We start from the raw sequence: 24,794 nt of genomic DNA on the forward strand, positions 1-24,794 counted from the left end.
TACTACGAATGGGACTTGAAGAAAAGCTCCCGAGCGGGTTCATCCTCAGCACGGTCGAACAGGCCGCGGGGCTGGCGCGCAAGTCGTCCGTGTTCCCGGCGACGTTCGGGCTGGCCTGCTGCGCGTTCGAGATGATGACCGCCGGTGCCGGCCGCTACGATCTGGCGCGCTTCGGCATGGAGGTCTTCCGCGGCTCGCCCCGCCAGGCCGACCTGATGATCGTCGCGGGCCGGGTGAGCCAGAAGATGGCGCCGGTGCTGCGGCAGGTCTACGACCAGATGCCGAACCCCAAGTGGGTCATCTCCATGGGCGTCTGCGCCTCGTCCGGCGGCATGTTCAACAACTACGCGATCGTGCAGGGCGTCGACCACGTCGTGCCGGTCGACATCTACCTGCCCGGCTGCCCGCCGCGCCCCGAGATGCTCATGGACGCGATCCTCAAGCTGCACGAGAAGATCCGCCACGAGAAGATCGGCGTGAACCGCGAGGAGGCGGCCAGGGAGGCCGAGGAGGCCGCGATGAAGGCGCTCCCGACGATCGAGATGAAGGGTCTTCTCCGGTGAGTGGGGAGAGCGCGGACGGGGTCAACCCCGACCAGGACGTGAACGCCGAGAACCTGCCGGGCAGGCGCGGCGATCACGGCGAGACCATCCGCGTCCAGCGCGGCATGTTCGGCTCCGAGGGCGGCGGCGACACCTCCGGCTACGGCGGTCTTGTGCGCAGCGTCCGGCTGCCGGGCGAGTCCGCGCGCCCGTACGGCGGCTGGTTCGACGAGGCCGCAGACGAACTGGAAGGTGCCCTCGAAGAGCAGGGGCTCCTCCCCGCGAACGCCATCGAGAAGGTCGTCGTCGACCGCGGCGAGCTGACCTTCCACGTCGACCGCACGCATCTCGTCCGCGTGATGCGGACCCTGCGCGACGACCCGGCGCTGCGCTTCGAGCTGTGTACCGGCGTCTCCGGCGTGCACTACCCCGGCGACAAGGGCCGCGAGCTGCACGCCGTGTACCACCTGCGCTCGCTGACCCACTCCCGGCTGCTGCGGGTCGAGGTCAGCGCGCCCGACGACGACCCGCACATCCCGTCCGTCGTGGAGGTCTACCCGACGAACGACTGGCACGAGCGCGAGGTCTACGACTTCTTCGGCATCGTCTTCGACGGCCACCCGGCGCTGACCCGGATCTTCATGCCGGACGACTGGCAGGGCCATCCGCAGCGCAAGGACTACCCCCTCGGCGGCATCCCCGTCGAGTACAAGGGTGCCCAGATCCCTGCTCCCGACCAGCGGAGGTCGTACCGATGAGCACCACCCACACGACCGGGGCTGCCCGCGAGACCACCGAGGGCACCGTCTACACCGTCACCGGCGGTGACTGGGACGAGGTCGTCGAGTCGGTCCACCGCGCCGACGACGAGCGGATCGTCGTCAACATGGGCCCGCAGCACCCCTCCACCCACGGCGTGCTGCGGCTCATCCTGGAGATCGACGGCGAGACCGTGACGGAGTGCCGTTGCGGGATCGGCTATCTGCACACCGGCATCGAGAAGAACCTCGAATACCGCACGTGGACCCAGGGCTCCACCTTCGTGACCCGCATGGACTACCTGACCTCGTTCTTCAACGAGGCCGGGTACTGCATGGCGGTGGAGAAGCTGCTCGGCATCACCGACGACGTGCCCGACCGGGCCACCGTCATCCGGGTGCTGCTGATGGAGCTGAACCGGATCGCCTCCCACCTGGTGGCCATCGCCACCGGCGGCATGGAGCTGGGCGCCACCACGGTCATGATCTACGGGTTCCGCGACCGGGAGCTGGTCCTCGACCTGTTCGAGCTCATCACAGGACTGCGGATGAACCACGCGTTCATCCGCCCCGGCGGGCTCGCCCAGGACCTGCCCCCCGGCGCGGTCGACTCCATCCGCGAGACGATCAAGACGCTCCGCAAGAACTTCCCGGAGTACGACGCGCTGGCCACCAACAACCCGGCGTTCAAGGCCCGGATGCAGGACGTCGCGCATCTGGACCTGGCAGGCTGCATGTCCCTCGGCGTCACGGGTCCGGTGCTGCGCGCCACCGGACTGCCGCACGACCTGCGCAAGACGGACCCGTACTGCGGCTACGAGACGTACGACTTCGACGTCCCCACCGCGGACACCGCCGACGCCTACGGCCGGTTCCTCATCCGGCTGGAGGAGATGCGCCAGTCGCTGCGGATCGTCGAGCAGTGCGTGGACCGGCTGGAGCCGGGCCCGGTGATGGTCGCCGACAAGAAGATCGCCTGGCCCGCGCAGCTCGCGCTGGGGCCCGACGGCCTCGGCAACTCGCTGGACCACATCAAGAACATCATGGGGACCTCGATGGAGGCCCTGATCCACCACTTCAAGCTGGTCACCGAGGGCTTCCGGGTGCCACCGGGGCAGGCGTACGTGGCCTTGGAGTCGCCCAAGGGCGAACTGGGCGTGCACGCCGTCAGCGACGGCGCCACCCGCCCGTTCCGGGTGCACTTCCGCGAGCCGTCGTTCGTGAACCTGGGGGCCATCGCGGCCATGACCGAGGGCGGCCAGGTCGCCGACGTGATCGTGGCGATCGCGTCCATCGACCCGGTGCTGGGAGGCGTCGACCGATGACGACAGCAGAGCAGGGCCAGGCGGCCGTGTCGCTGGGCATGCCCCAGTTGCCGGCCCCGGACTATCCAGCCGAGGTGCGTGAGCGGCTGGCCGCGGACGCCAGGGAGATCATCGCCCGCTATCCGGACAGCCGGTCCGCGCTGCTGCCGATGCTCCACCTGGTGCAGTCGGAGGAAGGCCACGTCACGCGCACTGGCATGCAGTTCTGCGCGGAGATGCTGGACCTGACCGCCGCCGAGGTGACGGCGGTCGCCACCTTCTACACCATGTACCGGCGCAAGCCCTCCGGTGACTACCAGGTCGGAGTCTGCACCAACACGCTCTGCGCGGTGATGGGCGGCGACGCCATCTTCGACGAGCTGAAGGAGTACCTGGGCGTCGGGAACCAGGAGACCACCGAGGACGGCAAGGTCACGCTGGAGCACATCGAGTGCAACGCCGCGTGCGACTTCGCCCCCGTGGTGATGGTCAACTGGGAGTTCTTCGACAACCAGACCCCCGAGTCCGCCAAGCGGCTCGTGGACGATCTGCGCGCCGGCGCGGAGGTGCACCCCACCCGCGGCGCGAAGCTGTGCACGTTCAAGGAGACCGCCCGCATCCTGGCCGGATTCCCCGACGAGCGCCCTGGCGCCGTCGCGGAGTCCGGCGGTGCGGGCCCCGCCTCGCTCATCGGGCTGCGCATGGCCAAGGGCGAGGAGCCGGCCGCGCGCGTGGTCAGCCAGCGCGCCCAGCCGCACCCGGTGAACCCGCCGCCGGACGCGCTGGAGGACCAGCCGCCCGCCGGCCACCCCAGTTCGCACGACGCGCCGCAGCAGACCTCCGCGTCCGACCCGGCGTACCCGCCTACCGCGTCCGCGGATGAGCCCACCGAGGAGGAGGGCGCGTGATGACCGTCGACTCGCCGGAGAAGCTGCTGACCCCGGTGCTCTCCGCCTTCTGGGACGACCCGGAGTCCTGGACCCTGGACACGTACCGGCGGCACGAGGGCTACCAGGGGCTGCGCAAGGCCCTCACGATGTCGCCCGACGACGTCATCGCGTACGTCAAGGACGCCGGCCTGCGCGGCCGCGGCGGCGCGGGCTTCCCGACCGGCATGAAGTGGCAGTTCATCCCGCAGGGCGACGGCAAGCCGCACTACCTCGTCGTCAACGCGGACGAGTCGGAGCCGGGCACCTGCAAGGACATCCCGCTGCTCTTCGCCAACCCGCACTCCCTCATCGAGGGTATCGTCATCGCCTGTTACGCGTTCCGCTCCAACCACGCGTTCATCTACCTGCGCGGCGAGGTCGTGCCGGTGCTGCGCAGGCTGCACGAGGCGGTGCGCGAGGCGTACGCCGCGGGCTTCCTCGGCAAGAACGTCCTGGGCTCCGGGCTCGACCTGGACGTCACGGTGCACGCCGGCGCCGGCGCGTACATCTGCGGTGAGGAGACCGCGCTGCTCGACTCGCTGGAGGGCCGGCGCGGCCAGCCCCGGCTGCGTCCCCCCTTCCCTGCCGTCGAGGGCCTGTACGCCTGCCCCACTGTGGTGAACAACGTCGAGTCCATCGCCTCCGTTCCCGCCATCATGAACAAGGGCAAGGAGTGGTTCCGCACGATGGGCAGCGAGAAGTCCCCGGGCTTCACGCTGTACTCGCTCTCCGGCCACGTCGCCCGCCCCGGTCAGTACGAGGCGCCGCTCGGCATCACCCTGCGCCAACTGCTCGACATGGGCGGCGGCATGCGCCCCGGCCACCGGCTGAAGTTCTGGACCCCCGGCGGCTCGTCCACCCCGATGCTCACCGACGAGCACCTGGACGTCCCCCTCGACTACGAGGGCGTCGGCGGCGCCGGCTCCATGCTCGGCACCAAGGCGCTGCAGTGCTTCGACGAGACGACCTGCGTGGTCCGTGCCGTCACCCGCTGGACCGAGTTCTACGAGCACGAGTCCTGCGGCAAGTGCACCCCCTGCCGCGAGGGCACGTACTGGCTCGTCCAGCTCCTCCGCGACATCGAGGCCGGCAAGGGCGCCCTCGCCGACCTCGACAAGCTCAACGACATCGCCGACAACATCAACGGCAAGTCCTTCTGCGCCCTCGGCGACGGCGCCGCCGCGCCGATCTTCTCCTCGCTGAAGTACTTCCGCGACGAGTACGAGCAGCACATCACCGGCGGCGGCTGCCCCTTTGACCCGGCCAGATCCACCGCCTGGGCCGACACCCCCGGCTCCACGACCCACCAGGAGGTGACCGCGTGACCGTCACGGAGCCGGAGAAGGCACCGGAGAAGCCTGCCGCGCCGGAGAACATGGTCACGCTGACCATCGACGGCGTCGAGGTCAGCGTGCCCAAGGGCACCCTGGTCATCCGGGCCGCCGAGCAACTCGGCATCGAGGTCCCGCGGTTCTGCGACCACCCGCTGCTCGACCCGGTCGGCGCCTGCCGCCAGTGCATCGTCGAGATCGAGGGCCAGCGCAAGCCGTCGGCATCCTGCACCATCACCTGCACCGACGGGATGGTGGTCAAGACCCAGCTCACCTCGGCCGTCGCCGAGAAGTCGCAGCGCGGCGTGATGGAGCTGCTGCTCATCAACCACCCGCTGGACTGCCCGGTCTGTGACAAGGGCGGCGAGTGCCCGCTGCAGAACCAGGCGATGTCCGCCGGGCAGGCCGAGAGCCGCTTCGACGGCCAGAAGCGCACCTTCGAAAAGCCGGTGCCGATCTCGACCCAGGTGCTCCTCGACCGCGAGCGCTGCGTGCTGTGCGCGCGCTGCACCCGGTTCTCCAACCAGATCGCGGGCGACCCGATGATCGAGATGCTGGACCGCGGCGCGCTCCAGCAGGTCGGTACGGGCGAGGGCGTGCCCTTCGAGTCGTACTTCTCGGGCAACACCATCCAGATCTGCCCGGTCGGCGCGCTCACCTCGAAGATGTACCGCTTCCGCTCGCGCCCCTTCGACCTGATCTCCTCGCCGTCCGTCTGCGAGCACTGCGCCGGCGGCTGCGCCACCCGCACCGACCACCGCCGCGGCAAGGTCATGCGGCGGCTCGCCGCCAACGACCCGGCGGTCAACGAGGAGTGGATGTGCGACAAGGGCCGCTTCGGCTTCCGCTACGCACAGCTCCCCGACCGGCTCACCCACCCGCTGGTCCGCGACGACAGCGGTGAGCTGCAGCCGGCGAGCTGGCCCGAGGCGCTGCGCGCCGCGGCCGCGGGGCTGGCTGCGGCCCGCGGGCGGGCCGGGGTGCTCACCGGCGGGCGGCTGACGCTGGAGGACTCCTACGCGTACGCGAAGTTCGCGCGCGCCGCGCTCGACACCAACGACATCGACTTCCGCGCCCGGGTGCACAGCGCCGAGGAGACCGCGTTCCTGGCCGCGCAGGTCGCGGGCAGCGGCCGCGGCGTCACGTACGGCGCGCTGGAGAAGGCGCCCGTGGTGCTCCTCGCCGGCCTCGAAGCGGAGGAGGAGGCGCCCGGCGTCTTCCTCCGGCTGCGCAAGGCGTGGCGGAAGAAGGGCCTGAAGGTCTACTCGATCGCCCCGTTCGCCACCCGCGGCCTGACGAAGGCGGGCGGCACGCTGCTGCCGGCCGCCCCCGGCACCGAGCCGAGCTGGCTCGACGCCCTCGGCTCCGGCGCCGGACTCGGCGAGGACGGCAAGGCCGCCTCGGACGCGCTGCGCCAGGAGGGCGCGGTGATCCTCGTCGGCGAGCGGCTGGCGGGGGTACGGGGCGGGCTGTCCGCCGTGGTACGTACCGCGGAGGCCACCGGCGCCACCCTCGCCTGGATCCCGCGCCGCGCGGGCGAGCGCGGCGCGATCGAGGCCGGCGCGCTGCCCGGGATGCTCCCCGGCGGCCGGTCCGGCAGCGACACCGAGGCCCGTCGCGAGACGGCCGCCGCGTGGGGCCTGGCGGAACTGCCCACCGGTGAGGGCCGCGACACCGGCCGGATCCTCGACGCGGCGGCGGCCGGCGACATCGGCGCGCTGCTCGTCGGCGGCATCGAGGTCACCGACCTGCCGGACCCGGAGAAGGCCCGCGAGGCGCTGGACCGGGCGGCGTTCGTGGTCAGCCTGGAGCAGCGGCCCAGCGAGGTCACCGAGCGGGCCGACGTGGTCTTCCCGGTGGCCGCGGTCGCCGAGAAGCAGGGCACTTATGTGAACTGGGAAGGCCGCGCACGGCCGTTCGAGGCCGCGCTGAAGCCGGACCAGATGACGCGCCGGCTCGCCCCCGCCGACCAGCGGGTGCTGCACATGCTCGCCGACGCCCTCGACGTCCACCTGGGCCTGCCGGACGCCCGTACGGCACGGGCCGAGCTGGCCCGCCTCGGCGTCCGCACCGAAGGCCCCCGCCCCACGCCGCCGGACGAGCGCGCCGTGCCGCTGCCGCAGCCGGGCGCGGGCGAGGCGGTGCTCGCGGGCCACCGGCTGCTGCTCGACGAGGGCCGGCTCCAGGAGGGCGACGAGGCCCTGACCGGCACCCGCCACGAGGCGGCGGCCCGGCTCTCGCCCGCCACCGCGGAGGCCACCGGCGTCGCCGACGGCGACCCGCTCGCGGTCACGGGGCCCGCCGGCACGGTGACGCTCCCGCTGCGGGTCACAGCGGAGCTGCCCGACCAGGTCGTCTGGCTGCCGCTGAAGTCGAAGGACCCGGGCGTGACGGCGGCCACGGGCGCGAACCCCGGCGACCTGGTCCGGGTGTCCGCCGTATCCAAGGAGGTCGAAGCGTGAGTGCGATGCGGAAGCGCGGCGCGCGATCGCGCGGCGGAGATGCGTACATGACGGAGGCACGACGGTGATCGCAAGCGCATCCGCGGCGCAGGGCGCGAGCGTCCTCGCCGCGGAGGATCTCAGCTTCTTCGGGGGCGACCCCTGGTGGCTGATCCTCCTCAAGGCGGTCTTCTGCTTCGCGTTCCTGATGGTGACGGTCCTCATGGCGATCGTCTTCGAGCGCAAGGTCCTGGGCTGGATGCAGCTCCGCATCGGCCCGAACCGGCACGGTCCCTGGGGCCTGCTGCAGTCGCTCGCCGACGGCGTGAAGCTGATGTTCAAAGAGGACATCATCGTCAAGGGCGCCGACAAGGTCGTCTACATCCTGGCGCCGCTGCTCGCCGTGATCCCCGCCTTCATGGCCATCGCGGTCATTCCCTTCGGTCCGGCCGACAACCAGGTGTCGATCTTCGGCGAGCGCACCGCGATGCAGCTCACCGACCTCCCGGTCGCCATGCTGTACGTGCTGGCCACCGCCTCCATCGCCGCCTACGGCGTCGTGCTCGCGGGCTGGGCGTCCAACTCGACGTACCCGCTGCTCGGCGGCGTCCGCGCGACGGCCCAGGTGATCTCGTACGAGGTCGCGATGGGCCTGTCGTTCGCCGCGGTGTTCCTCTACTCCGGGTCGCTGTCGACCTCGGAGATCGTCGCGGCGCAGGACGACCGCTGGTTCGCGGTGCTGCTGCCGGTCTCGTTCATCGTGTACCTCATCGCGATGGTGGGCGAGGCACACCGGCTGCCGTTCGACATGCCGGAGTCCGAGGGCGACCTGGTCGCGGGGTACTCCACCGAGTACTCGTCGATCAAGTTCGCGATGTTCATGCTCTCCGAGTACGTGCACATGGTGACGCTGTCGGCCGTGGCGGTCACGCTCTTCCTCGGCGGCTGGCGCGCGCCCGCGCCGATCAGCACCGTCTGGGAGGGCGCCAACACCGCCTGGTGGCCGATGCTCTGGTTCACCGGCAAGGTCCTCGTCCTCCTGTTCGTGTTCGTCTGGCTGCGCGGCACGCTCCCACGGGTGCGCTACGACCAGTTCATGAAGCTGGGCTGGAAGGTCCTCATCCCGGTCTCCATGGTCTGGCTGATGCTGGTCGCCACCGTCCGGGCGCTGCGCAACGAGGACGTGGACTTCACCGAGATCGTGCTCTACATCGCCGGCGGGCTGCTGGTGATCCTGCTGCTGTCCTTCGTCGTGGACATCTTCCGCGACCGCAAGGACAAGGAGGAGGCGGCCCGCGAGGCGGCCAAGCCCACACCGGAGTTCGACCCGATGGCGGGCGGCTACCCCGTACCGCCGCTGCCCGGTCAGACCCTCCCGCCCGTGCCCCGCCGCCCCTCGCGCCGCGAGCGCGAGCTGGTGGGCACGAACGGTCCCGGAGGCGACACTGAGGAGGTGGCCGACAATGGCTGACCAGAAGGACGAGAAGAAGGACAAGCAGGGGTTCGTCAACCCGGTGGCCGGCTTCGGCGTGACCTTCAAGGCCATGTTCAAGAAGCGGCTGACCGAGCAGTACCCCGAGTACAAGAAGCCGACGGCGCCCCGATTCCACGGCCGCCACCAGCTCAACCGGCACCCGGACGGGCTGGAGAAGTGCATCGGCTGCGAGCTGTGCGCGTGGGCCTGCCCTGCGGACGCGATCTACGTCGAGGGCGCGGACAACACCGAAGAGGAGCGCTACTCGCCAGGTGAGCGCTACGGCCGCGTCTACCAGATCAACTACCTGCGCTGCATCCTGTGCGGGCTGTGCGTCGAGGCGTGCCCCACCCGGGCGCTGACCATGACGAACGAGTACGAACTGGCCGACCGCAGCCGTGAGTCGCTCATCTTCACCAAGGACGAGCTGCTCGCCGGTCTCCAGGAGGGCATGGTCGACGCGCCGCACGCGATCTACCCGGGGATGACGGAGAAGGACTACTACAGCGGCCTCGTCACCGAGGCCGCCCCGGGTACGGAGCGCCAGGTCGCCGTCAGCAAGGGCGAGTCGGCACCGGAGCCGGCGCCGCACTCCGAAGGAGCCCAGGCATGAACGCCCTCGCCCAGGCCGGCTACACCACGTCCACCGGGGAGGCGACCCAGTTCTGGGTGCTGGCCGTCTTCGCCGTCGCCGGTGCGCTGGGCACCGTGCTGATGAAGAAGGCGGTGCACTCGGCGCTCTGCCTCGCCGGGACGATGGTGATCCTGGCGGTCTTCTACCTCGCCAACGGCGCCTACTTCCTCGGCGTCGTGCAGATCGTCGTCTACACCGGCGCGGTCATGATGCTCTTCCTCTTCGTGCTGATGCTCGTCGGCATCAGCGCGGCGGACTCGCTGAAGGAGACCATCAAGGGCCAGCGCTGGCTGGCGATGCTCTGCGGCATCGGCTTCGGCATCCTGCTGATCGCCGGCATCGGCAACGCGAGCCTCAACACCTTCGAGGGCCTGGAGGACGCCAACTCCGGCGGCAACGTCCACGGTCTGGCCGCGCTGATCTTCCGCGACTTCGTCTTCGCCTTCGAGCTGACCGGCGCGCTGCTGATCACCGCCGCGGTGGCGGGCATGGTCCTCACCCACCGCGAGAAGACCGAGCGCACCCCGACCCAGCGCGAGCAGGCCGCGCAGCGCGTACGCGACGGCGTCCAGGTGCCGCCGATGCCCGCGCCCGGCGTCTACGCCCGCCACAACGCGGTGGACCTCCCGGGCCTGCTGCCCGACGGCACGCCGTCCGAGCTGACCGTCAACCGCACGCTGCGCGACCGCGGCCAGATCCGGGACGTCTCCGCGCAGGCGCTGGCGGATCTCGCCGCCATAGAGCAGCGCACCGCCGACTACCAGGGCAAGGCCCTGGAACCGGACACCGGCGACGACGGCGGGGACGGCTCCGTCGGCGCGAACGCCGGCGGTAAGGCCGGAAAGGGAGAGGGCGAGTGAACCCGGTCAACTACCTGTATCTCTCCGCGCTGCTGTTCACCATCGGCGCGGCCGGGGTGCTCATCAGGCGGAACGCCATCGTGGTGTTCATGTGCATCGAGCTGATGCTGAACGCCTCCAACCTGGCGCTGGTCACGTTCTCCCGGATGCACGGGAACCTCGACGGCCAGATCGTCGCGTTCTTCACCATGGTCGTCGCCGCCGCGGAGGTCGTGGTCGGCCTGGCGATCATCGTGTCGTTCTACCGCTCCCGCCACTCGGCCTCGGTCGACGACGCCGCTTTGATGAAGCTGTAAGGGGACGCACCAGTGGAGTCACTCATCGGATTGCTCGTCGCGGCGCCGCTGCTCGGCGCAGCGGTGCTGCTCTGCGGCGGGCGGAGGCTGGATCGTACGGGCCACTGGCTCGGTACGGGCCTGGCCTTCACCTCCTTCGTCCTCGGCCTCGTCCTCTTCGCCGACATGCTCGGCAAGGACGGCGAGGAGCGGGCGCTGCACAGCCACCTCTTCACCTGGATTCCGGTCGAGGGGTTCCAGGCCGAAGCGGCGTTCCAGCTCGACCAGCTCTCGATGACGTTCGTGCTGCTGATCACCGGCGTCGGTTCGCTCATCCACCTGTACTCCGTGGGCTACATGGAGCACGACGAGCGCCGCCGCCGGTTCTTCGGCTATCTGAACCTCTTCCTCGCGGCGATGCTGCTGCTGGTCCTCGCGGACAACTTCCTGCTGCTGTACGTCGGCTGGGAGGGCGTCGGCCTCGCCTCGTACCTGCTGATCGGCTTCTGGCAGCACAAGCCGAGCGCGGCGACGGCGGCGAAGAAGGCGTTCATCGTCAACCGCGTCGGCGATGTCGGCCTGTCCATCGCGATCATGCTGATGTTCGTCACCTTCGGCACCTTCGCGTTCGAGCCGGTGATGAACTCGGTCGGCGAGACCAGCGAGGGCAAGCTGACGGCGATCGGCCTGATGCTGCTGCTCGCGGCGTGCGGCAAGTCCGCGCAGGTGCCGCTGCAGTCCTGGCTGGGCGACGCGATGGAGGGCCCCACGCCGGTCTCCGCGCTGATCCACGCCGCCACGATGGTGACCGCGGGTGTCTACCTGATCGTCCGCTCCGGCGCGATCTTCGACGCGGCGCCGGACGCGCAGCTCGTCGTCACGATCGTCGGTGCGGTCACGCTCCTCTTCGGTGCGATCGTCGGTTGCGCGAAGGACGACATCAAGAAGGCGCTGGCCGGCTCGACCATGTCGCAGATCGGCTACATGATCCTGGCCGCCGGGCTCGGCCCGATCGGCTACGCGTTCGCGATCATGCACCTGGTGACCCACGGCTTCTTCAAGGCCGGGCTCTTCCTCGGCGCGGGCTCCGTCATGCACGGCATGAACGACGAGGTCGACATGCGCAAGTACGGGGGCCTCAGGAAGTACATGCCGGTCACGTTCGTGACGTTCGGCCTCGGCTATCTGGCCATAATCGGATTCCCGGGCCTGTCGGGCTTCTTCTCCAAGGACCTCATCATCGAGGCGGCGTTCGCCAAGGGCGGTACGCAGGGCTGGATCCTGGGCGGCGCGGCGCTGCTGGGCGCGGCGCTCACCGCGTACTACATGACGCGCGTGATGCTCATGACCTTCTTCGGCGAGAAGCGCTGGGAGCCGGACGCGAACGGCAATGAGCCGCACCCGCACGAGTCGCCGAAGACGATGACGATCCCGATGATCGTGCTGGCGATCGGCTCGGTCGGCGCGGGCGCGTTCTTCGACATCGGCGAGCGGTTCGTGCACTGGCTGGAGCCGGTCACCGGCTTCGAGCACGGGCACCTGCCGGACGGCCTGAGCGTCGGCATCGTCACCGGCGCCACCGTCACCTGCATGGTCCTCGGTGTCGCGGTGGCCTGGCTGCAGTACGGCCGCCGCCCGGTCCCCGCCGCCGCACCGCGCGGCTCCCTGCTCACCCGCGCCGCCCGGCGCGACCTGCTGCAGGATGACTTCAACCACGTGGCGCTGGTCAAGCCCGGCGAGTACCTGACCCGCGGCCTGGTCTACCTGGACCACAAGCTGGTCGACGGCATCGTCAACGGAACCGCGGCGGCGTTCGGCGGGCTCTCCGCCAGGACCCGGCGGGTCCAGAACGGCTACGTCCGCAGCTACGCGGTCTCGATGTTCGGGGGCGCGGTGGTCCTCATCGCCGCCACCCTGCTGATGAGGGCGGTCTGATTATCCATGGCTGATGCTGCTTCTTCGACGTTCCCGCTGCTGACGATCACCGCGGCGGTCCCGGCCGTGGGCGCGATCGCCACCGCCGCGGTGCCCGCGGCCAAGCGCGAGCTGGCCAAGTGGCTCGCGCTGGGCGTGTCGCTGGCGACGCTGGTGCTGGCCGCGGTGATCGCGGTCCGGTACGACCCGGACGGCGACCGCTTCCAGCTCACCGAGTCGCGGGCGTGGATCGCCGACTTCGGGGTGAGATACGAGCTGGGGGTCGACGGCATCGCCGTCGTGCTGGTGGCGCTGACGGCGCTGCTGATCCCGTTCGTCATCCTCGCGGGCTGGCACGACGCGGACCCCGTCGAGACCAAGAGTTCCCGCTGGCGCCCCACCCAGGGCTTCTTCGCGCTGATCCTGGCCGTCGAGGCGATGGTGATCGTCAGCTTCCTGGCCACGGACGTCTTCCTCTTCTACATCTTCTTCGAAGCCATGCTCATCCCGATGTACTTCCTCATCGGCGGCTTCGGGGACAAGGCGCACGAACACGGCGAGGAAGAGGCGGCGCGGCAGCGCTCGTACGCGGCCGTGAAGTTCCTGCTGTACAACCTGGCCGGCGGCCTGATCATGCTGGCCGCGGTGATCGGCCTCTTCGTCGTCACCGACGACCAGCTCGGCGCGGGCACGTTCTCGCTCCAGGAGATCCTCCAGGCGCGCGGCAACGGCGACCTGGACATCTCGACGAACACCGAGCGGCTGCTCTTCCTCGGCTTCTTCTTCGCCTTCGCGGTGAAGGCGCCGCTGTGGCCGCTGCACACCTGGCTGCCCAACGCCATGGGCGAGTCCACCCCGCCGGTCGCCGTGCTCATCACCGCGGTGGTCGACAAGGTCGGCACGTTCGCCATGCTCCGCTTCTGCCTCGGGCTCTTCCCCGAGGCGAGCGACTGGGCGACGCCGGTGGTGCTGGTGCTCGCGCTGGTGAGCATCCTGTACGGCGCGCTGCTCGCGATCGGGCAGCGGGACATCAAGCGGCTGATCGCGTACGCCTCGATCTCCCACTTCGGCTTCATCGTGCTGGGCATCTTCGTGATGACCAGCCAGGGCCAGGCCGGGGCGACGCTGTACATGGTCAACCACGGCATCTCCACCGCCGTTCTGATGCTGGTGGCCGGGTTCCTCATCACCCGCCGCGGCTCGCGGCTCATCGCCGACTACGGCGGCGTGCAGAAGGTGGCGCCGGTGCTGGCCGGCACCCTCCTGATCGGCGGCATGGCCACGCTCTCGCTGCCGGGGCTCGCGCCGTTCGTCAGCGAGTTCCTGGTGCTGGTGGGCACGTTCAGCCGCTACCCGGCGATCGGCATCATCGCCACCGTGGGCATCGTGCTGGCCGCGATCTACGTCCTCGTGCTGTACCAGCGGACGATGACGGGGCCGGTCACCGAGAAGGTCGCGAAGCTGCCCGACCTGCGGGTGCGCGAGGTGCTGGTGGTCGCGCCGCTGATCGCGCTGCTCATCGGCCTCGGCGTGTACCCGAAGCCGCTCACCGAGATCGTCAACCCGGCCGTCGAGCACACCATGTCCGACGTGCAGAAGTCCGACCCGGAGCCCGATGTGAACCCTGTGGAGGCCGCGCATGAGTAGGGGTGTCCACAGCCTGTGGATGGCGCAGGACGGTGTCGACAAGATCAAGGCGCCGCACATCGAGTACGACCTGCTGGCGCCCACGCTGATCGTCATCGGCGCGGCCGTGCTGGGCATCGCCATCGAGGCGTTCGTCCCGCGACGGCACCGGTACTTCACGCAGGTCTTCCTCGCCGTGATCGCCATGGGCAGCGCGTTCGGCGTCATCGTCGCGCAGGCCGCGAGCGGCAAGGGCACCGACGAGGCGCAGACCGCGGCGATGGGCGCGCTGGCCGTCGACGGCCCGGCGCTCTTCCTCCAGGGCGTCATCCTGCTGGTCGGCGTGCTCGGGGTGTTCACCTTCGCCGAGCGCCGGCTGGACCCGGTCGCGCACGGCAACCGGGTCGACTCCTTCGCCGCCGAGGCCGCCGCCGTACCCGGCGGCAAGGCGGAACAGGCCGCGGTCAAGGCCGGGTTCACCACCACCGAGGTGTTCCCGCTGCTGCTCTTCGCGACCGGCGGCATGCTCATCTTCCCGGCCGCGAACGACCTGCTGACGCTCTTCATCGCGCTGGAGGTCTTCTCCCTGCCGCTGTACCTGCTCTGCGCCGTCGCCCGCCGCAAGCGGCTGATGTCGCAGGAGGCGGCGGTGAAGTACTTCCTGCTGGGCGCCTTCTCGTCGGCGTTCCTGCTCTTCGGCGTCGCGCTGCTCTACGGCTACGCGGGCAGCGTGCGCTACGCCGAGATCGCCGACGTCGTCGCAGGCAACCCGCAGAAGATGACCCCGGCGCTCGCCGACACCATGGGCAACGACGCGCTGCTGCTCATCGGCGGCGCGATGGTGCTGCTCGGCCTGCTCTTCAAGGTCGGCGCCGTGCCGTTCCACATGTGGACCCCGGACGTCTACCAGGGCGCCCCCACCCCCGTCACCGGCTTCATGGCCGCGGCCACCAAGGTCGCCGCGTTCGGCGCGCTGCTGCGGCTGCTGTACGTCGTGCTGCCGGGCATGAAGTGGGACTGGCGGCCGGTGATGTGGGGCGTCGCGATCATCACGATGGTCATCGGCGCGATCCTCGCGATCACCCAGACCGACGTGAAGAGGCTGCTGGCGTACTCGTCCATCGCGCACGCGGGGTTCATTCTCGCGGGTGTCACCGCGGCCACCGAGGAGGGCATCTCCTCGGTGCTGTTCTACCTGGCCGCGTACGCCTTCGTGACGCTCGGCGCGTTCGCCGTCGTCACGCTGGTGCGGGACGCGGGCGGCGAGGCGACGCACCTGTCCAAGTGGGCGGGGCTCGGCCGGCGTTCGCCGCTGGTCGCGGCGGTCTTCGCGGTGTTCCTGCTGGCGATGGCGGGCATCCCGCTGACCAGCGGCTTCGCCGGAAAGTTCGCGGTGTTCAAGGCGGCGGCGGACGGCGGCGCGACGCCGCTGGTCGTCGTCGGCGTCATCGCCTCGGCCATCGCCGCGTTCTTCTACGTCCGCGTCATCGTGCTGATGTTCTTCAGCGAGCCGCGTCCCGAGGGCCCCGCGGTGACCGTGCCGAGCGCCTTCACCGTCACCGCCATCGCCGTCGGCCTGGCCGCGACGCTGGTGCTGGGCGTGGCGCCGCAGTACTTCCTGGATCTGGCCGGGAACGCGGGGGTGTTCGTCCGCTGAGCGGCGGGGTCTGGGGGCGCCGCCCCCAGACCCCGCAGCCGCCTATCCCTGCGGCGGGGTCCAGCCGGTCGGCTTGACCTGGCCGTGGACTCCGCCGAGGGCGATCCGCACGCCGTTCGGACCCGGGGCCCAGCCGTCGATGGCGACGGTGTCCCCGTCCTCCAGCCACGGGCCCTTGCCCTTCGTCAGCTCCAGCAGCGAGCCCACCTGATCGGGTTCAGGACCGCTGACGGTGCCGGAGGCGTAGAGGTCGCCGGTGCGTACGGAAGCGCCGTTGACCGTCATGTGGGCCAACTGCTGCGCCGCGGTCCAGTACATGGAGGCGAACGGCGGGCGGGAGACCGGCTCGCCGTTGATCCGTACCTCAAGTCGCAGGTCGTAGCCGTCGTCGGGGGCGTCGGGACCGGTGTCGTCGAGGTACGGCAGCAGCGGGTGCGTGCGCTCCGGCGGGGCGACGCGGGCGGCTTCGAGGGCGTCGAGGGGGGTGATCCAGGTGCCGATGGACGTGGCGAAGGACTTGGCCTGGTGCGGGCCGAGGGGGCGCTGTTCCCACGGCTGGACGTCGCGCGCGGACCAGTCGTTGACCAGGCAGACGCCGAAGACGTGGTCGCGGAAGGCGGTACGGGGCACGGGCGTGCCCATCCGCGACGGTACGCCGACGACGAAGCCGACCTCGGCCTCGATGTCGAGGCGGATGCTGGGTCCGAACTCGGGGCCGCGGGCCGGGTCGTCGGCGGCGCGTTTGCGCTGCCCCGCGGGTCGTACGACGGGCGTGCCGGACGGGACGATCGTGCCGGACCTGCCGTGGTAGCCGATGGGCAGGTGCTTCCAGTTGGGCGTCAGCGGCTCCTCGCCGGGGCGGAAGATGCGGCCGACGTTGGCGGCGTGGTGCTCGCTGGAGTAGAAGTCGACGTAGTCGCCGACCTCGAACGGCATGTGCAGCGCGACGCGGTCCACCGCGTGCAGGTGCGGCTCGACGGCGTCGCGGTGCGCCGGGTCGGTCAGCCAGCCGGTCACCCCGGCGCGTACGGCCTGCCACACCGGCCGGCCCGCGGCCATGAGCGGCGCCAGCGTCCGGGCGGCGAGCAGCGCGGTGTGCGGGGAGCCGAGGGCCGCCGCGACGGCGGCGGTGTCCAGGACGTGATCGCCGTAGCGCACGCCTACGCGGGGGGTCGTGCCGGCGGGCGTGGAGAAGACACCGTACGGAAGGTTGTGCGGCCCGAAGGGATCGCCTTCAGGAACGTCGAGCGGGCTGTGCTCGGCCATCGCGGGGTCCTGCCTCATCGTGGTCGGCGGGCTGGGGACCTCAGGTTACGACCCCCAGGTCGGCCTAGAGGAAGCCGCCCGACGTGATCGTCGCGTGACCGGATACGCTGCGAACGTGGTGCATGGTGGTTGCTAACGACACATCGACAATCTGTTCCACGTGAACGTCTGCAGACAGGAGGAGCCCTCGTGACCGTGGTCGCGCCCTTGGGGCTCAGCGTTCAGGACCGAGCCTTGGAAGCCGATGTCGAGGCCGGACTGGCGGCCGTCGAAGAGGGGCTGCTCGAAGCCACGAAGAGCGATGTGCCGTTCATCACCGAGGCCGCGCGGCATCTCGTCCGCGCGGGCGGCAAGAGATTCCGCCCCCTGCTTGTCATGCTCGCCGCGCAGTTCGGCGATCCGCACGCGCCGGGCGTCGCGCCCTCCGGCGTCGTCGTCGAGCTGACGCACCTGGCCACGCTCTACCACGACGACGTGATGGACGAGGCGGCCGTACGCCGCGGCGTCCCCAGCGCCAACAGCCGCTGGGCCAACTCCGTCGCCGTCCTCACCGGCGACTTCCTCTTCGCGCGCGCCTCGCGGCTCCTCGCCGACCTGGGCCCCGAGATGGTCCGTATCCAGGCCCAGGCGTTCGAGCGACTGGTCACCGGGCAGATCCTGGAGACCGCGGGGCCGACCGAGGGCCGCGACCCGGTCGACCACTACCTGGACGTGCTCGCCGGCAAGACCGGCTCGCTCATCGCCGTCTCCGGCCGCTTCGGCGCGCTGACGGCGGGCGCGGACGAGTCGGTGGTGGAGGTGCTGACGCAGTACGGCGAGCGCATCGGCATCGCCTTCCAGCTCGCGGACGACCTGCTCGACATCACCAGCGACGGCACCGAGTCGGGGAAGACCCCGGGCACCGACCTGCGCGAGGGCGTCGCGACGCTGCCGGTGCTGCACCTGCGCGCCGCCGCCCAGCGCCACCGCGAGCCGGCGGACCTGGAGCTGGCGGCGCTGCTCGCCGACGACCTGACGGACGACTCGCGGCACGCGGAGGCCCTGGCCCGGCTCCGGGTCCACCCGGCGGTGGAGCAGGCCAGGCGGGACACCGTGCGGTACGCCGCGGAGGCGCGGGCGATCCTGACGGCGCTGCCGGCGTGCCCGGCGCGGACGGCCCTGGAGGGGCTGTGCGACGCGGTGGTGGACCGGGCGGGGTAGCGGTGCGGGCCGCGGTCCGGGGGCGGATGGCCCGTACAAGGGTCAGGGTGGTCCCCCCTCTCGGGGCGGATGCCGTCATACGACAGGAGTAATCGAAGCTGCACCCAGGGGCTGACGCCACGGTCCTTCCGGTTTGTTGTGATGGAGGGGAAGCCGTGACGCAGCGAATGACTTTCCGCGGACCATCGCGGAGACGGAGGTACTTCCCATGGCACTGATCCCACCGGAGCGACCCGCCGACGAGGCCGAGGACCGCGCCGCGGACCTCGCCGCGGCCCGGCGCAGAAAGGCGGTGCGGTACGGGGTGCCCCTGGGCATCGCGGGGCTCGCCGCCGCCACCATCGGCCTGGTGCCCGCCCTCGCCCAGGACGAAGGACCGAGCAAGGACGACGTGACGGCCGAGGAACTGATCGCCAAGGCGCTGGCGTCGGAGGTCGAGTCGGTCGACGGCACGGTGAAGGTCAGCACCGACCTGGGCCTGCCCTCGATACCGTTCGGCGGCGGCGGTGGCGAAGGTGCGGACCTCTCGCGGCTGCTCGCCGGCGACACCAAGCTGCACGTCGCGGCCGACGGCCCGGAGAAGCAGCGGGTCACGCTCACCGGCTCGGACGGCGACCGCACCGTGGTGCGCAACGGCAAGGACCTGTGGACGTTCGGCGGCGGCTCGGACGAGGTGTCCCACTCCACGCTGCCGAAGGACGCGGGGAAGAAGGACGCCAAGGAGCACGGCCTCGGGCTGCCGAAGGACCTGAAGGACGCCACCCCGCAGGAGCTGGCGGAGCGGCTGCTGAAGGCCGCGGACGGGACGACGGACGTGGACGTCGCCGGCACGGCGCAGGTGGCCGGGCAGGACGCGTACGAGCTGCGGCTGACGCCGAAGCAGGACGAGTCGACCGTCCGGGACGTCACGATCGCGGTGGACGCCGACAACGGCGTGCCGCTGCGGGTGGCGCTCACGGCGGACGACGGCAAGGCGGTCCTGGACGCCGGCTTCACGAAGGTCGACTTCAACAAGCCGGACGCGGACCTGTTCGCGCCGCCCGCGGGCGCCGACGTGACCGAGAAGGATCCCGGGGAGGGCTTCGGCGAGGGCCACGGCGGGGACTTCGGCAAGGGCTTCGGCGGCTTCGGCGGCTTCGGCGGCGACTGGGCCGGCGGGGACTGGGCCGGGGGCGGCAAGGCCGGCGGTCTGGAGGACGTGAAGGTCCACGGCGAGGGCTGGGGCTCGATCGCCGAGATCTCGCTGCCCGGCGGCACGCTGAGCGAGGACGGGGTCGGGGCCGCCCTCGACTTCTTCACCGACAAGACGGACGCGGGCCGGGTCTTCGAGAGCCGGCTGGTCAACGTGCTGATCACGGACGACAAGGTCTACGTCGGCGCCGTCACCCCGGAGGCCCTGGAGGCCGCCGCGGGCTGACCGCAGCACCGCACCGCAAGGGCCGCCGCGCGCCTCCCCGGCACGCGGCGGCCTTCGCGTGCGCCCCCGTCAGAAGCTGTTTCTGATACCCCGGTTCTGCGTAGTCTGGGGCCGTACGGTGGCGTGGTGTCCGAGGGCGCCGGGTGGGTCGGGGAGAAGGACTGCCGGGCTTGTGGCGAGCCGCTGCGAGTTGGTGTGCGGCGTGATGCGGTGTTCTGCTCGGCGTCGTGTCGTGCCAGGCAGTGGCGGTTTGAGCGTCGGCTGCGGAAGCGGGTGGCGTTCGAGCGGGATGGCGCCGGTGGGGTCGAGTGCCCGGAGTGCGGGGCCCGGTGGCTTGCCGGTGCCGGTCGCACCGGATCCTGGCCAGCATCGATGACGAGGCCGAGCGATTCGCGGCCGTCAACGCCCCGCCGGCAGGCAAGAGCCGATGGACCGCGGACGACGCCAGCCGGCGCGTCGGCCGCCAGGTGGACAACCCCGTCTCCGCGCAGGAGAAGGTCACCGCGATCCACTCCCTCGCCCGGGACGAGGACGTCGCCGCGACGGTCACCACCGACTTCCTCAAGCGCCCCCAGGTCGCCGCCCGGGTCCCGGAGGCGGAGAAGTCCCGGGTGGTGCAGGAGTTCACGCGCGATGAGACGGTCGCGGCGAGCACCGCCGCCCATCTTCTGCGCCGGCCGGACGTGGCGTTCAAGGCGATGAGCGACGACACCGCCCGCTTCCAGGTCAACCAGGCCCAAAACGAGCGCCACCGGCAGGCCCGCGAGGACCTCGACGAGGGCACCAGCGAGGTCGCACCGGCGATCCGCAAGATCGAGAAGACGGTGGAGTTCCTGGACCTGGTCACCGCCTGCCACGCCTTCGTCGCCGCGGCCGGCCGCACCGTCCCCGGCCTGCGCGACCGGCAGCTCGCCGACGACGAACGCACCATCGTCCACGAGAACGTCGCCCGCGTCCGCGCGACGCTCGACTGGATCGAGACCGCGGTGGACACCGGCAAGGTCGACATGGACGAGGCGCTTGCCCGCATCCTGCGGGGCGAATAACGATGCCGCGCGCCTCGCGGCGCCGCGGTGATGCCGCCCGGCGGCACGCCGACACCATCCGCTTCGTGCTCTTCGAGGCACGCCCGGCCGGACTTCTGTTTCCCCAGTTGACCCGCGCCAGCGGCCTGTCCGCCAGCCAGACCCGCTCCGGGCTGGCGGCGTTGAAGGACCAGGCCGAGGAGAAGGGCTGGCCTCCGCTGATCTGGACACGTGCGGACGGCTACCAGCTCGGCGCCGAACGGCCGGCGCTTCAGGCATACGAGCGGGCGGTCCTCAAGGAGAAGCTCACCGAGCTGCGCCGGTTCCTGGCCGGCACCGTCGGCCCGCACGCCAGGGCCCACCCGGGTGACAAGTGGGCGAAGTACATCGTCGCCCAGCTCAACTCCATCGAATCCACCCTCGACATGATCCACACCCACCCCTGACCGCTGGGGGGCGCACGTGTCCTGGGACTCCTGCCGGGCGCCCCGCAGCCCCCGGCCTTGAGGACACCCCGCCATGCGCCGCCGCCGCTATCCCTCCGACACCACCGACGCAGAGTGGGGGCTGATCGAGCCCCTGCTTCCGGTCCCGGCCTGCGACACACCCGCCGGTGGCCGGCCGGAGAAGCACCCCCGCCGCGAGATCGTCGACGCCATCCGCTACGTGGTCGACACCGGCTGCAAATGGCGGTCCCTCCCGCTGGACTACCCTCCATGGCGCACGGTCTGGGGTTTCATGGCCCGCTGGGCCGCCGCCGGCGTCACCGGCCAGATCCGCGACCAACTCGCCGCACGGATCCGCCGCGAGATGGGCAAAGGACACCGCGCGGTCGCCACCGTCATCGACTCGCAGTCCGTCAAGGCCGCCTCCACCGTCGGCCACGACTCCCGCGGCTACGACGCCGGGAAGCCGCAAGCGGCACCTGGTGGTCGACACCCGCGGCCTGCCGCTGCTGGTCATGGTCACCCCCGCCGACCTCCACGACTCCGCCGCCGCGAAGGAAGTCCTCTTCCGCCTGCGGCTGATGCACCCCGAAATCACCATCGTCTGGGCCGACTCCGCCTACGCCGGACACCTCATCACCTGGGCGAAGAAACACCTGAACCTGACCATCAAACCGGTCAGCCGCCCGAAAGACACCTCCGGCTTCGTCGTGCTGCCCCGCCGCTGGGTCGTCGAACGCAGCCTGGCATGGATCATGCACGCCCGCCGCCACGCACGCGACTACGAACGCCTCGTCCAGCACTCCGAAACCCTCATCACCTGGGCCGCCATCACCCTCATGACCAGACGACTCACCCGCAGAAGCGGTCAGCCAGCCTCCCGCGAAGCCCACCGCGGCTGATCATTGCGGCACTGACGGTCAGCAGTGCCACCAAGAGATCAGCAAGCCTGGATCCCGGCCCTGAGCGCCACTCTCCTACCGCCACCGAAAGCCTGAGCGTTTTCCATCCTCAATTTGAGCAGGTCAGGTGCAGGGTGAGGACGGCTTGGACGAGCTGGTGATGCGGGTGGTGGAGCACCGCAGCTTGCGTAGAAGCCGCCAGGTCTTGAGGGTGGCCATCGCCTGTTCGGCAAGTGCGCGGATCTTCGCGTGCGAGCGATTGACGGCTTGCTGGCCGTCCCGCCGGGTCGGTGATGGGCCTGCACGCTCATGCCGTGCCTCTTGTGCTTGCCGTAGTGGAAGGGCCGGTCGGCGGCGATGCGGTCGATCGGCAGCAGCGTGCCGTCCAGAATCACGAATGCCTTGGTGGCGGCGGTCTTCACCGCCTCGGTGAGAGTGGGTGCGGGGGCGGCCAGGACATCGACGGCCTCGGCGATGTACCGGTAGGCGGTGGCGGTGCCGACGCTGAACCCGGCGGCGAGCTGGGCGTAGGTGTGCCCGCACCGCAGGTGCGCGAGGGTGAGCAGGGCCTGACGACCGGGGGTCAGCCGCCTCCAGCGGGTGCCGTGTTGCCGACGAAGCTCCCGCAGCCGGGCGGACAGGAAGCTCAGAACGGAGCTGGACACGTCGATCCCGGACGGGTAGAGAAGCATGCGAAGCCTCTGGTGGCGACGGTTCTCTTGGTCGAAAACCCATCTACCAGCGGCTTCACCGCGCTGTCAGCCCAACGCCCCATCACCCACACGAGGTTGAACAGGCACACTGCATCGGTCCTCCCACTGCCGCCGACGAACCGTCCGCCCGACCAGCAAAGCGTCCCCTCCACCACACCGGCCAACCACCCGAACCAGACCCGTTCGGCATCGCAGATGGCGAACGGCTCGCCTGGGATCAAGTACCGGCACTCACCTGCCGCCAGAGGAGCGCCGGGACGGGGACGGCGAGTTCGATCGGCTCCTGTACGCAGGCGGCAGCTCATGTCCGGGAATCGGTTCACGAGAGTACGGATGCGCCGGCAAGGAGCGGGCAGATGCCAGGCCCTCAGCACTGAGCGGAGAGACCGCCCCACCCGGGTTCCACGAACGGGTGGTTGGCATCTGGGCCTGGGCCGCAGCCCTCGCTTCCATCATTCGGGCCCTGGCTTCCGCCGCAGCACGCGCCTCCCATTGTGCCCGGGTTTCTATCGGTGCATACCGCTGCCTCTGATATTCCAGGGCGGCCTCTTCCGACCCACGTTCCGCCACCAGAGCGCCGAACGTCTGCGCCCGTCTCCTTACATTGTCGAGGTGCGCGTGCTCGTCTTCAACGCTGTCCTCCCGTGCAGTGCCGTCGGCGACCCGTTGCTCCGCCATCGGCAACAGCTCAGGGGCCAAAAATGCTGCGGTCAAACCGGCGTCGCCGTTCCGTATCCCGGAAGCCTTATAGTAATCCCACAACTGGTGCAGCTGAGGGGTCATTTCCGCGCATACTGTACGGCGGGTCGTCGAGAAAGCAGCGCTCATATGCGGCTTCCTCCAGCTCGGCCACAGACAGACTCTCTGGCATAATCACCCTTTCTTATCAACCGAGCCTCCTCACCACGAGCAGGCTGCCTCCACACGGCGAGTATCACCCCGCTCCCTTCAACGCGGGATCGACGCATGGGACTGCCAGGCACTACGCATGGTCGGTCTTCCTAGTTCAAAGACTCTGCCGGACGTCGCCCGGCTGACGACGAACCTGGTCCCGCGCATCGCAGGACTCACGGCGGCTCTTCCAACCTGCCGTTGATGTTGGGCAGTTCGGCTGACGGAACGACGAAGCTCCTGGTAGATAGGTTGCCGATCAAGATCAACCGTCGCTGCCAGGGGCTTCGCTGTGCTGTCTACCCGTCCGGGCTGGATCTGTCCATTTCCGCACTGCGGCTGCTACGCCGTGAGCTGGCCGCCCGGCATCGCATGAACGGCACCCGCTGGCGGCGCCTGACCTGCGGCCGCCGGGCTTCTGCTGGCCCTGGCGCATCTGCGCTGCGGCCACACCTTCGCCCAGCCCGCCGCCGGCTCGGCGTCGGCCTGGCCACCACGCACCGCTATGTCACCGAGGCCATCGAGGTCCTCGCCCCGCTCGCCCCGACCCTCAGCAAGGCGAGACAAGCTGCCGCCACCAAGGCGTACGTCATCCTCGACGGCACCCTGCCGCCGATCGACCGCACCGCCGCCGACCGCCCCTTCTACTCCGGGAAACACAAGCGGCACGGGATGAACGTGCAGGTGATCACCGATCCGTTTGGGAAGCTGTTGTGGGCCTCGCCCGCGCTGCCCGGCGCTATCCACGACCTCAAGGCCGCCCGCACCCACGGCATCATCGCCGCCCTGGCCGCGGCCGATCTGCCCTGCTGGGCCGACAAGGGCTACCAAGGCGCCGACGGCACCGTTCGCGTGCCTTTCCGAGGCCGGTGGCACAAGCTCTCCGCTGGTCAGCAAGCTGTCAACCGCGCCCACGCGAAGATCCGCGCGCTCGGCGAGCAGGCCATGGCCATCCTCAAGAGCTGGCGCCTGCTGCGCAAGCTGCGTTGCAGCACCGGCCGCCGCATCACCGACATCATCCGCGCCACCCTGTTCCTGGAACTCGCGACCTCACGGTGAGGTTGGAAACAGCTCCCTGTCAGCGGCTTCGCGCTCCCAGCGCGACCGGCAACATCGAGGTCGAACCGGCAGCTGTTGACCGGCCGACTTTGCCACCCAAACCCCCTGTTCGAATTCTGGTCTGGGGAAA

The 24,794-nt window shown here is 70.3% G+C and carries 17 protein-coding genes and 4 pseudogenes; 19 read left to right on the top strand and 2 right to left on the bottom strand.

Annotation, left to right across the window (positions count from 1 at the left end; translation table 11 throughout):
* Positions 1 to 8 precede the first annotated feature (8 nt).
* From OG946_RS21790 to nuoN, 13 genes are all read left to right on the top strand, one after another.
* Positions 9 to 563, top strand: a complete 555-nt coding sequence (locus tag OG946_RS21790) for a NuoB/complex I 20 kDa subunit family protein (protein WP_047017472.1) — start codon at positions 9 to 11, stop codon at positions 561 to 563.
* Positions 560 to 1,300, top strand: a complete 741-nt coding sequence (locus tag OG946_RS21795; RefSeq protein WP_326797729.1) for an NADH-quinone oxidoreductase subunit C — start codon at positions 560 to 562, stop codon at positions 1,298 to 1,300. The genes OG946_RS21790 and OG946_RS21795 overlap by 4 nt, the downstream gene beginning before the upstream one ends.
* A complete protein-coding gene (locus tag OG946_RS21800) occupies positions 1,297 to 2,625 on the top strand; it encodes an NADH-quinone oxidoreductase subunit D (RefSeq protein ID WP_326797730.1) in 1,329 nt (442 codons plus the stop codon). Before OG946_RS21795 ends, OG946_RS21800 begins: the two co-directional genes overlap by 4 nt.
* Positions 2,622 to 3,512 carry an NADH-quinone oxidoreductase subunit NuoE gene (gene nuoE, locus OG946_RS21805; protein ID WP_326797731.1) on the top strand — a complete coding sequence of 297 codons (891 nt, stop codon included), beginning with the start codon at positions 2,622 to 2,624 and terminating at the stop codon, positions 3,510 to 3,512. Before OG946_RS21800 ends, nuoE begins: the two co-directional genes overlap by 4 nt.
* On the top strand, positions 3,512 to 4,858 hold the full coding sequence (gene nuoF / locus OG946_RS21810) for an NADH-quinone oxidoreductase subunit NuoF (RefSeq protein ID WP_326797732.1): 1,347 nt from the start codon (positions 3,512 to 3,514) through the stop codon (positions 4,856 to 4,858). The genes nuoE and nuoF overlap by 1 nt, the downstream gene beginning before the upstream one ends.
* Positions 4,855 to 7,326, top strand: a complete 2,472-nt coding sequence (locus OG946_RS21815; RefSeq protein WP_326797733.1) for an NADH-quinone oxidoreductase subunit G — start codon at positions 4,855 to 4,857, stop codon at positions 7,324 to 7,326. The genes nuoF and OG946_RS21815 overlap by 4 nt, the downstream gene beginning before the upstream one ends.
* Positions 7,327 to 7,390: 64 nt before the next feature.
* On the top strand, positions 7,391 to 8,776 hold the full coding sequence (nuoH, locus tag OG946_RS21820; RefSeq protein WP_326797734.1) for an NADH-quinone oxidoreductase subunit NuoH: 1,386 nt from the start codon (positions 7,391 to 7,393) through the stop codon (positions 8,774 to 8,776).
* Entirely contained in the window at positions 8,769 to 9,392 is a 624-nt protein-coding gene (nuoI, locus tag OG946_RS21825; RefSeq protein WP_326797735.1) for an NADH-quinone oxidoreductase subunit NuoI, read from the top strand. The genes nuoH and nuoI overlap by 8 nt, the downstream gene beginning before the upstream one ends.
* Positions 9,389 to 10,273: an NADH-quinone oxidoreductase subunit J gene (locus tag OG946_RS21830; protein ID WP_326797736.1), complete on the top strand. Its 885-nt coding sequence runs from the start codon at positions 9,389 to 9,391 to the stop codon at positions 10,271 to 10,273. The genes nuoI and OG946_RS21830 overlap by 4 nt, the downstream gene beginning before the upstream one ends.
* Positions 10,270 to 10,569, top strand: coding sequence for an NADH-quinone oxidoreductase subunit NuoK (nuoK, locus tag OG946_RS21835; protein ID WP_326797737.1), 300 nt, complete (start codon positions 10,270 to 10,272; stop codon positions 10,567 to 10,569). Before OG946_RS21830 ends, nuoK begins: the two co-directional genes overlap by 4 nt.
* A 12-nt stretch (positions 10,570 to 10,581) precedes the next feature.
* Positions 10,582 to 12,483, top strand: coding sequence for an NADH-quinone oxidoreductase subunit L (gene nuoL, locus OG946_RS21840; RefSeq protein ID WP_326797738.1), 1,902 nt, complete (start codon positions 10,582 to 10,584; stop codon positions 12,481 to 12,483).
* Between the two features lie 6 nt (positions 12,484 to 12,489).
* Positions 12,490 to 14,109, top strand: a complete 1,620-nt coding sequence (locus OG946_RS21845) for an NADH-quinone oxidoreductase subunit M (RefSeq protein WP_326797739.1) — start codon at positions 12,490 to 12,492, stop codon at positions 14,107 to 14,109.
* On the top strand, positions 14,102 to 15,745 hold the full coding sequence (gene nuoN, locus OG946_RS21850; protein ID WP_326797740.1) for an NADH-quinone oxidoreductase subunit NuoN: 1,644 nt from the start codon (positions 14,102 to 14,104) through the stop codon (positions 15,743 to 15,745). The genes OG946_RS21845 and nuoN overlap by 8 nt, the downstream gene beginning before the upstream one ends.
* A 42-nt stretch (positions 15,746 to 15,787) precedes the next feature.
* Here the strand turns inward: nuoN and OG946_RS21855 are convergent, their stop codons facing one another.
* Entirely contained in the window at positions 15,788 to 17,011 is a 1,224-nt protein-coding gene (locus OG946_RS21855; RefSeq protein WP_326797741.1) for a fumarylacetoacetate hydrolase family protein, read from the bottom strand.
* 189 nt (positions 17,012 to 17,200) lie between these two features.
* Between OG946_RS21855 and OG946_RS21860 the strand changes: the two genes are divergently transcribed.
* From OG946_RS21860 to OG946_RS21880, 5 genes and pseudogenes are all read left to right on the top strand, one after another.
* A complete protein-coding gene (locus OG946_RS21860; protein WP_326797742.1) occupies positions 17,201 to 18,211 on the top strand; it encodes a polyprenyl synthetase family protein in 1,011 nt (336 codons plus the stop codon).
* A 208-nt stretch (positions 18,212 to 18,419) separates the two neighbouring features.
* Positions 18,420 to 19,628, top strand: coding sequence for a LolA family protein (locus tag OG946_RS21865; protein ID WP_326797743.1), 1,209 nt, complete (start codon positions 18,420 to 18,422; stop codon positions 19,626 to 19,628).
* A 305-nt stretch (positions 19,629 to 19,933) separates the two neighbouring features.
* Positions 19,934 to 20,674, top strand: a pseudogene (locus OG946_RS21870) (DUF6192 family protein); the annotation flags it as partial.
* 2 nt (positions 20,675 to 20,676) lie between these two features.
* On the top strand, positions 20,677 to 21,099 hold the full coding sequence (locus tag OG946_RS21875; protein WP_326797744.1) for a RacP protein: 423 nt from the start codon (positions 20,677 to 20,679) through the stop codon (positions 21,097 to 21,099).
* Between the two features lie 73 nt (positions 21,100 to 21,172).
* Positions 21,173 to 22,001 (top strand): annotated as a pseudogene (locus tag OG946_RS21880) (IS5 family transposase).
* Between the two features lie 109 nt (positions 22,002 to 22,110).
* Here OG946_RS21880 and OG946_RS21885 read toward each other — a convergent pair.
* Positions 22,111 to 22,693 (bottom strand): annotated as a pseudogene (locus OG946_RS21885) (transposase family protein).
* 1,176 nt (positions 22,694 to 23,869) lie between these two features.
* Here OG946_RS21885 and OG946_RS21890 point away from each other — a divergent pair.
* Positions 23,870 to 24,664 (top strand): annotated as a pseudogene (locus OG946_RS21890) (transposase family protein).
* Positions 24,665 to 24,794: the final 130 nt, after the last annotated feature.

This window comes from Streptomyces sp. NBC_01808 (genome assembly GCF_035917395.1).
In the GTDB taxonomy this organism is placed as follows: domain Bacteria; phylum Actinomycetota; class Actinomycetes; order Streptomycetales; family Streptomycetaceae; genus Streptomyces.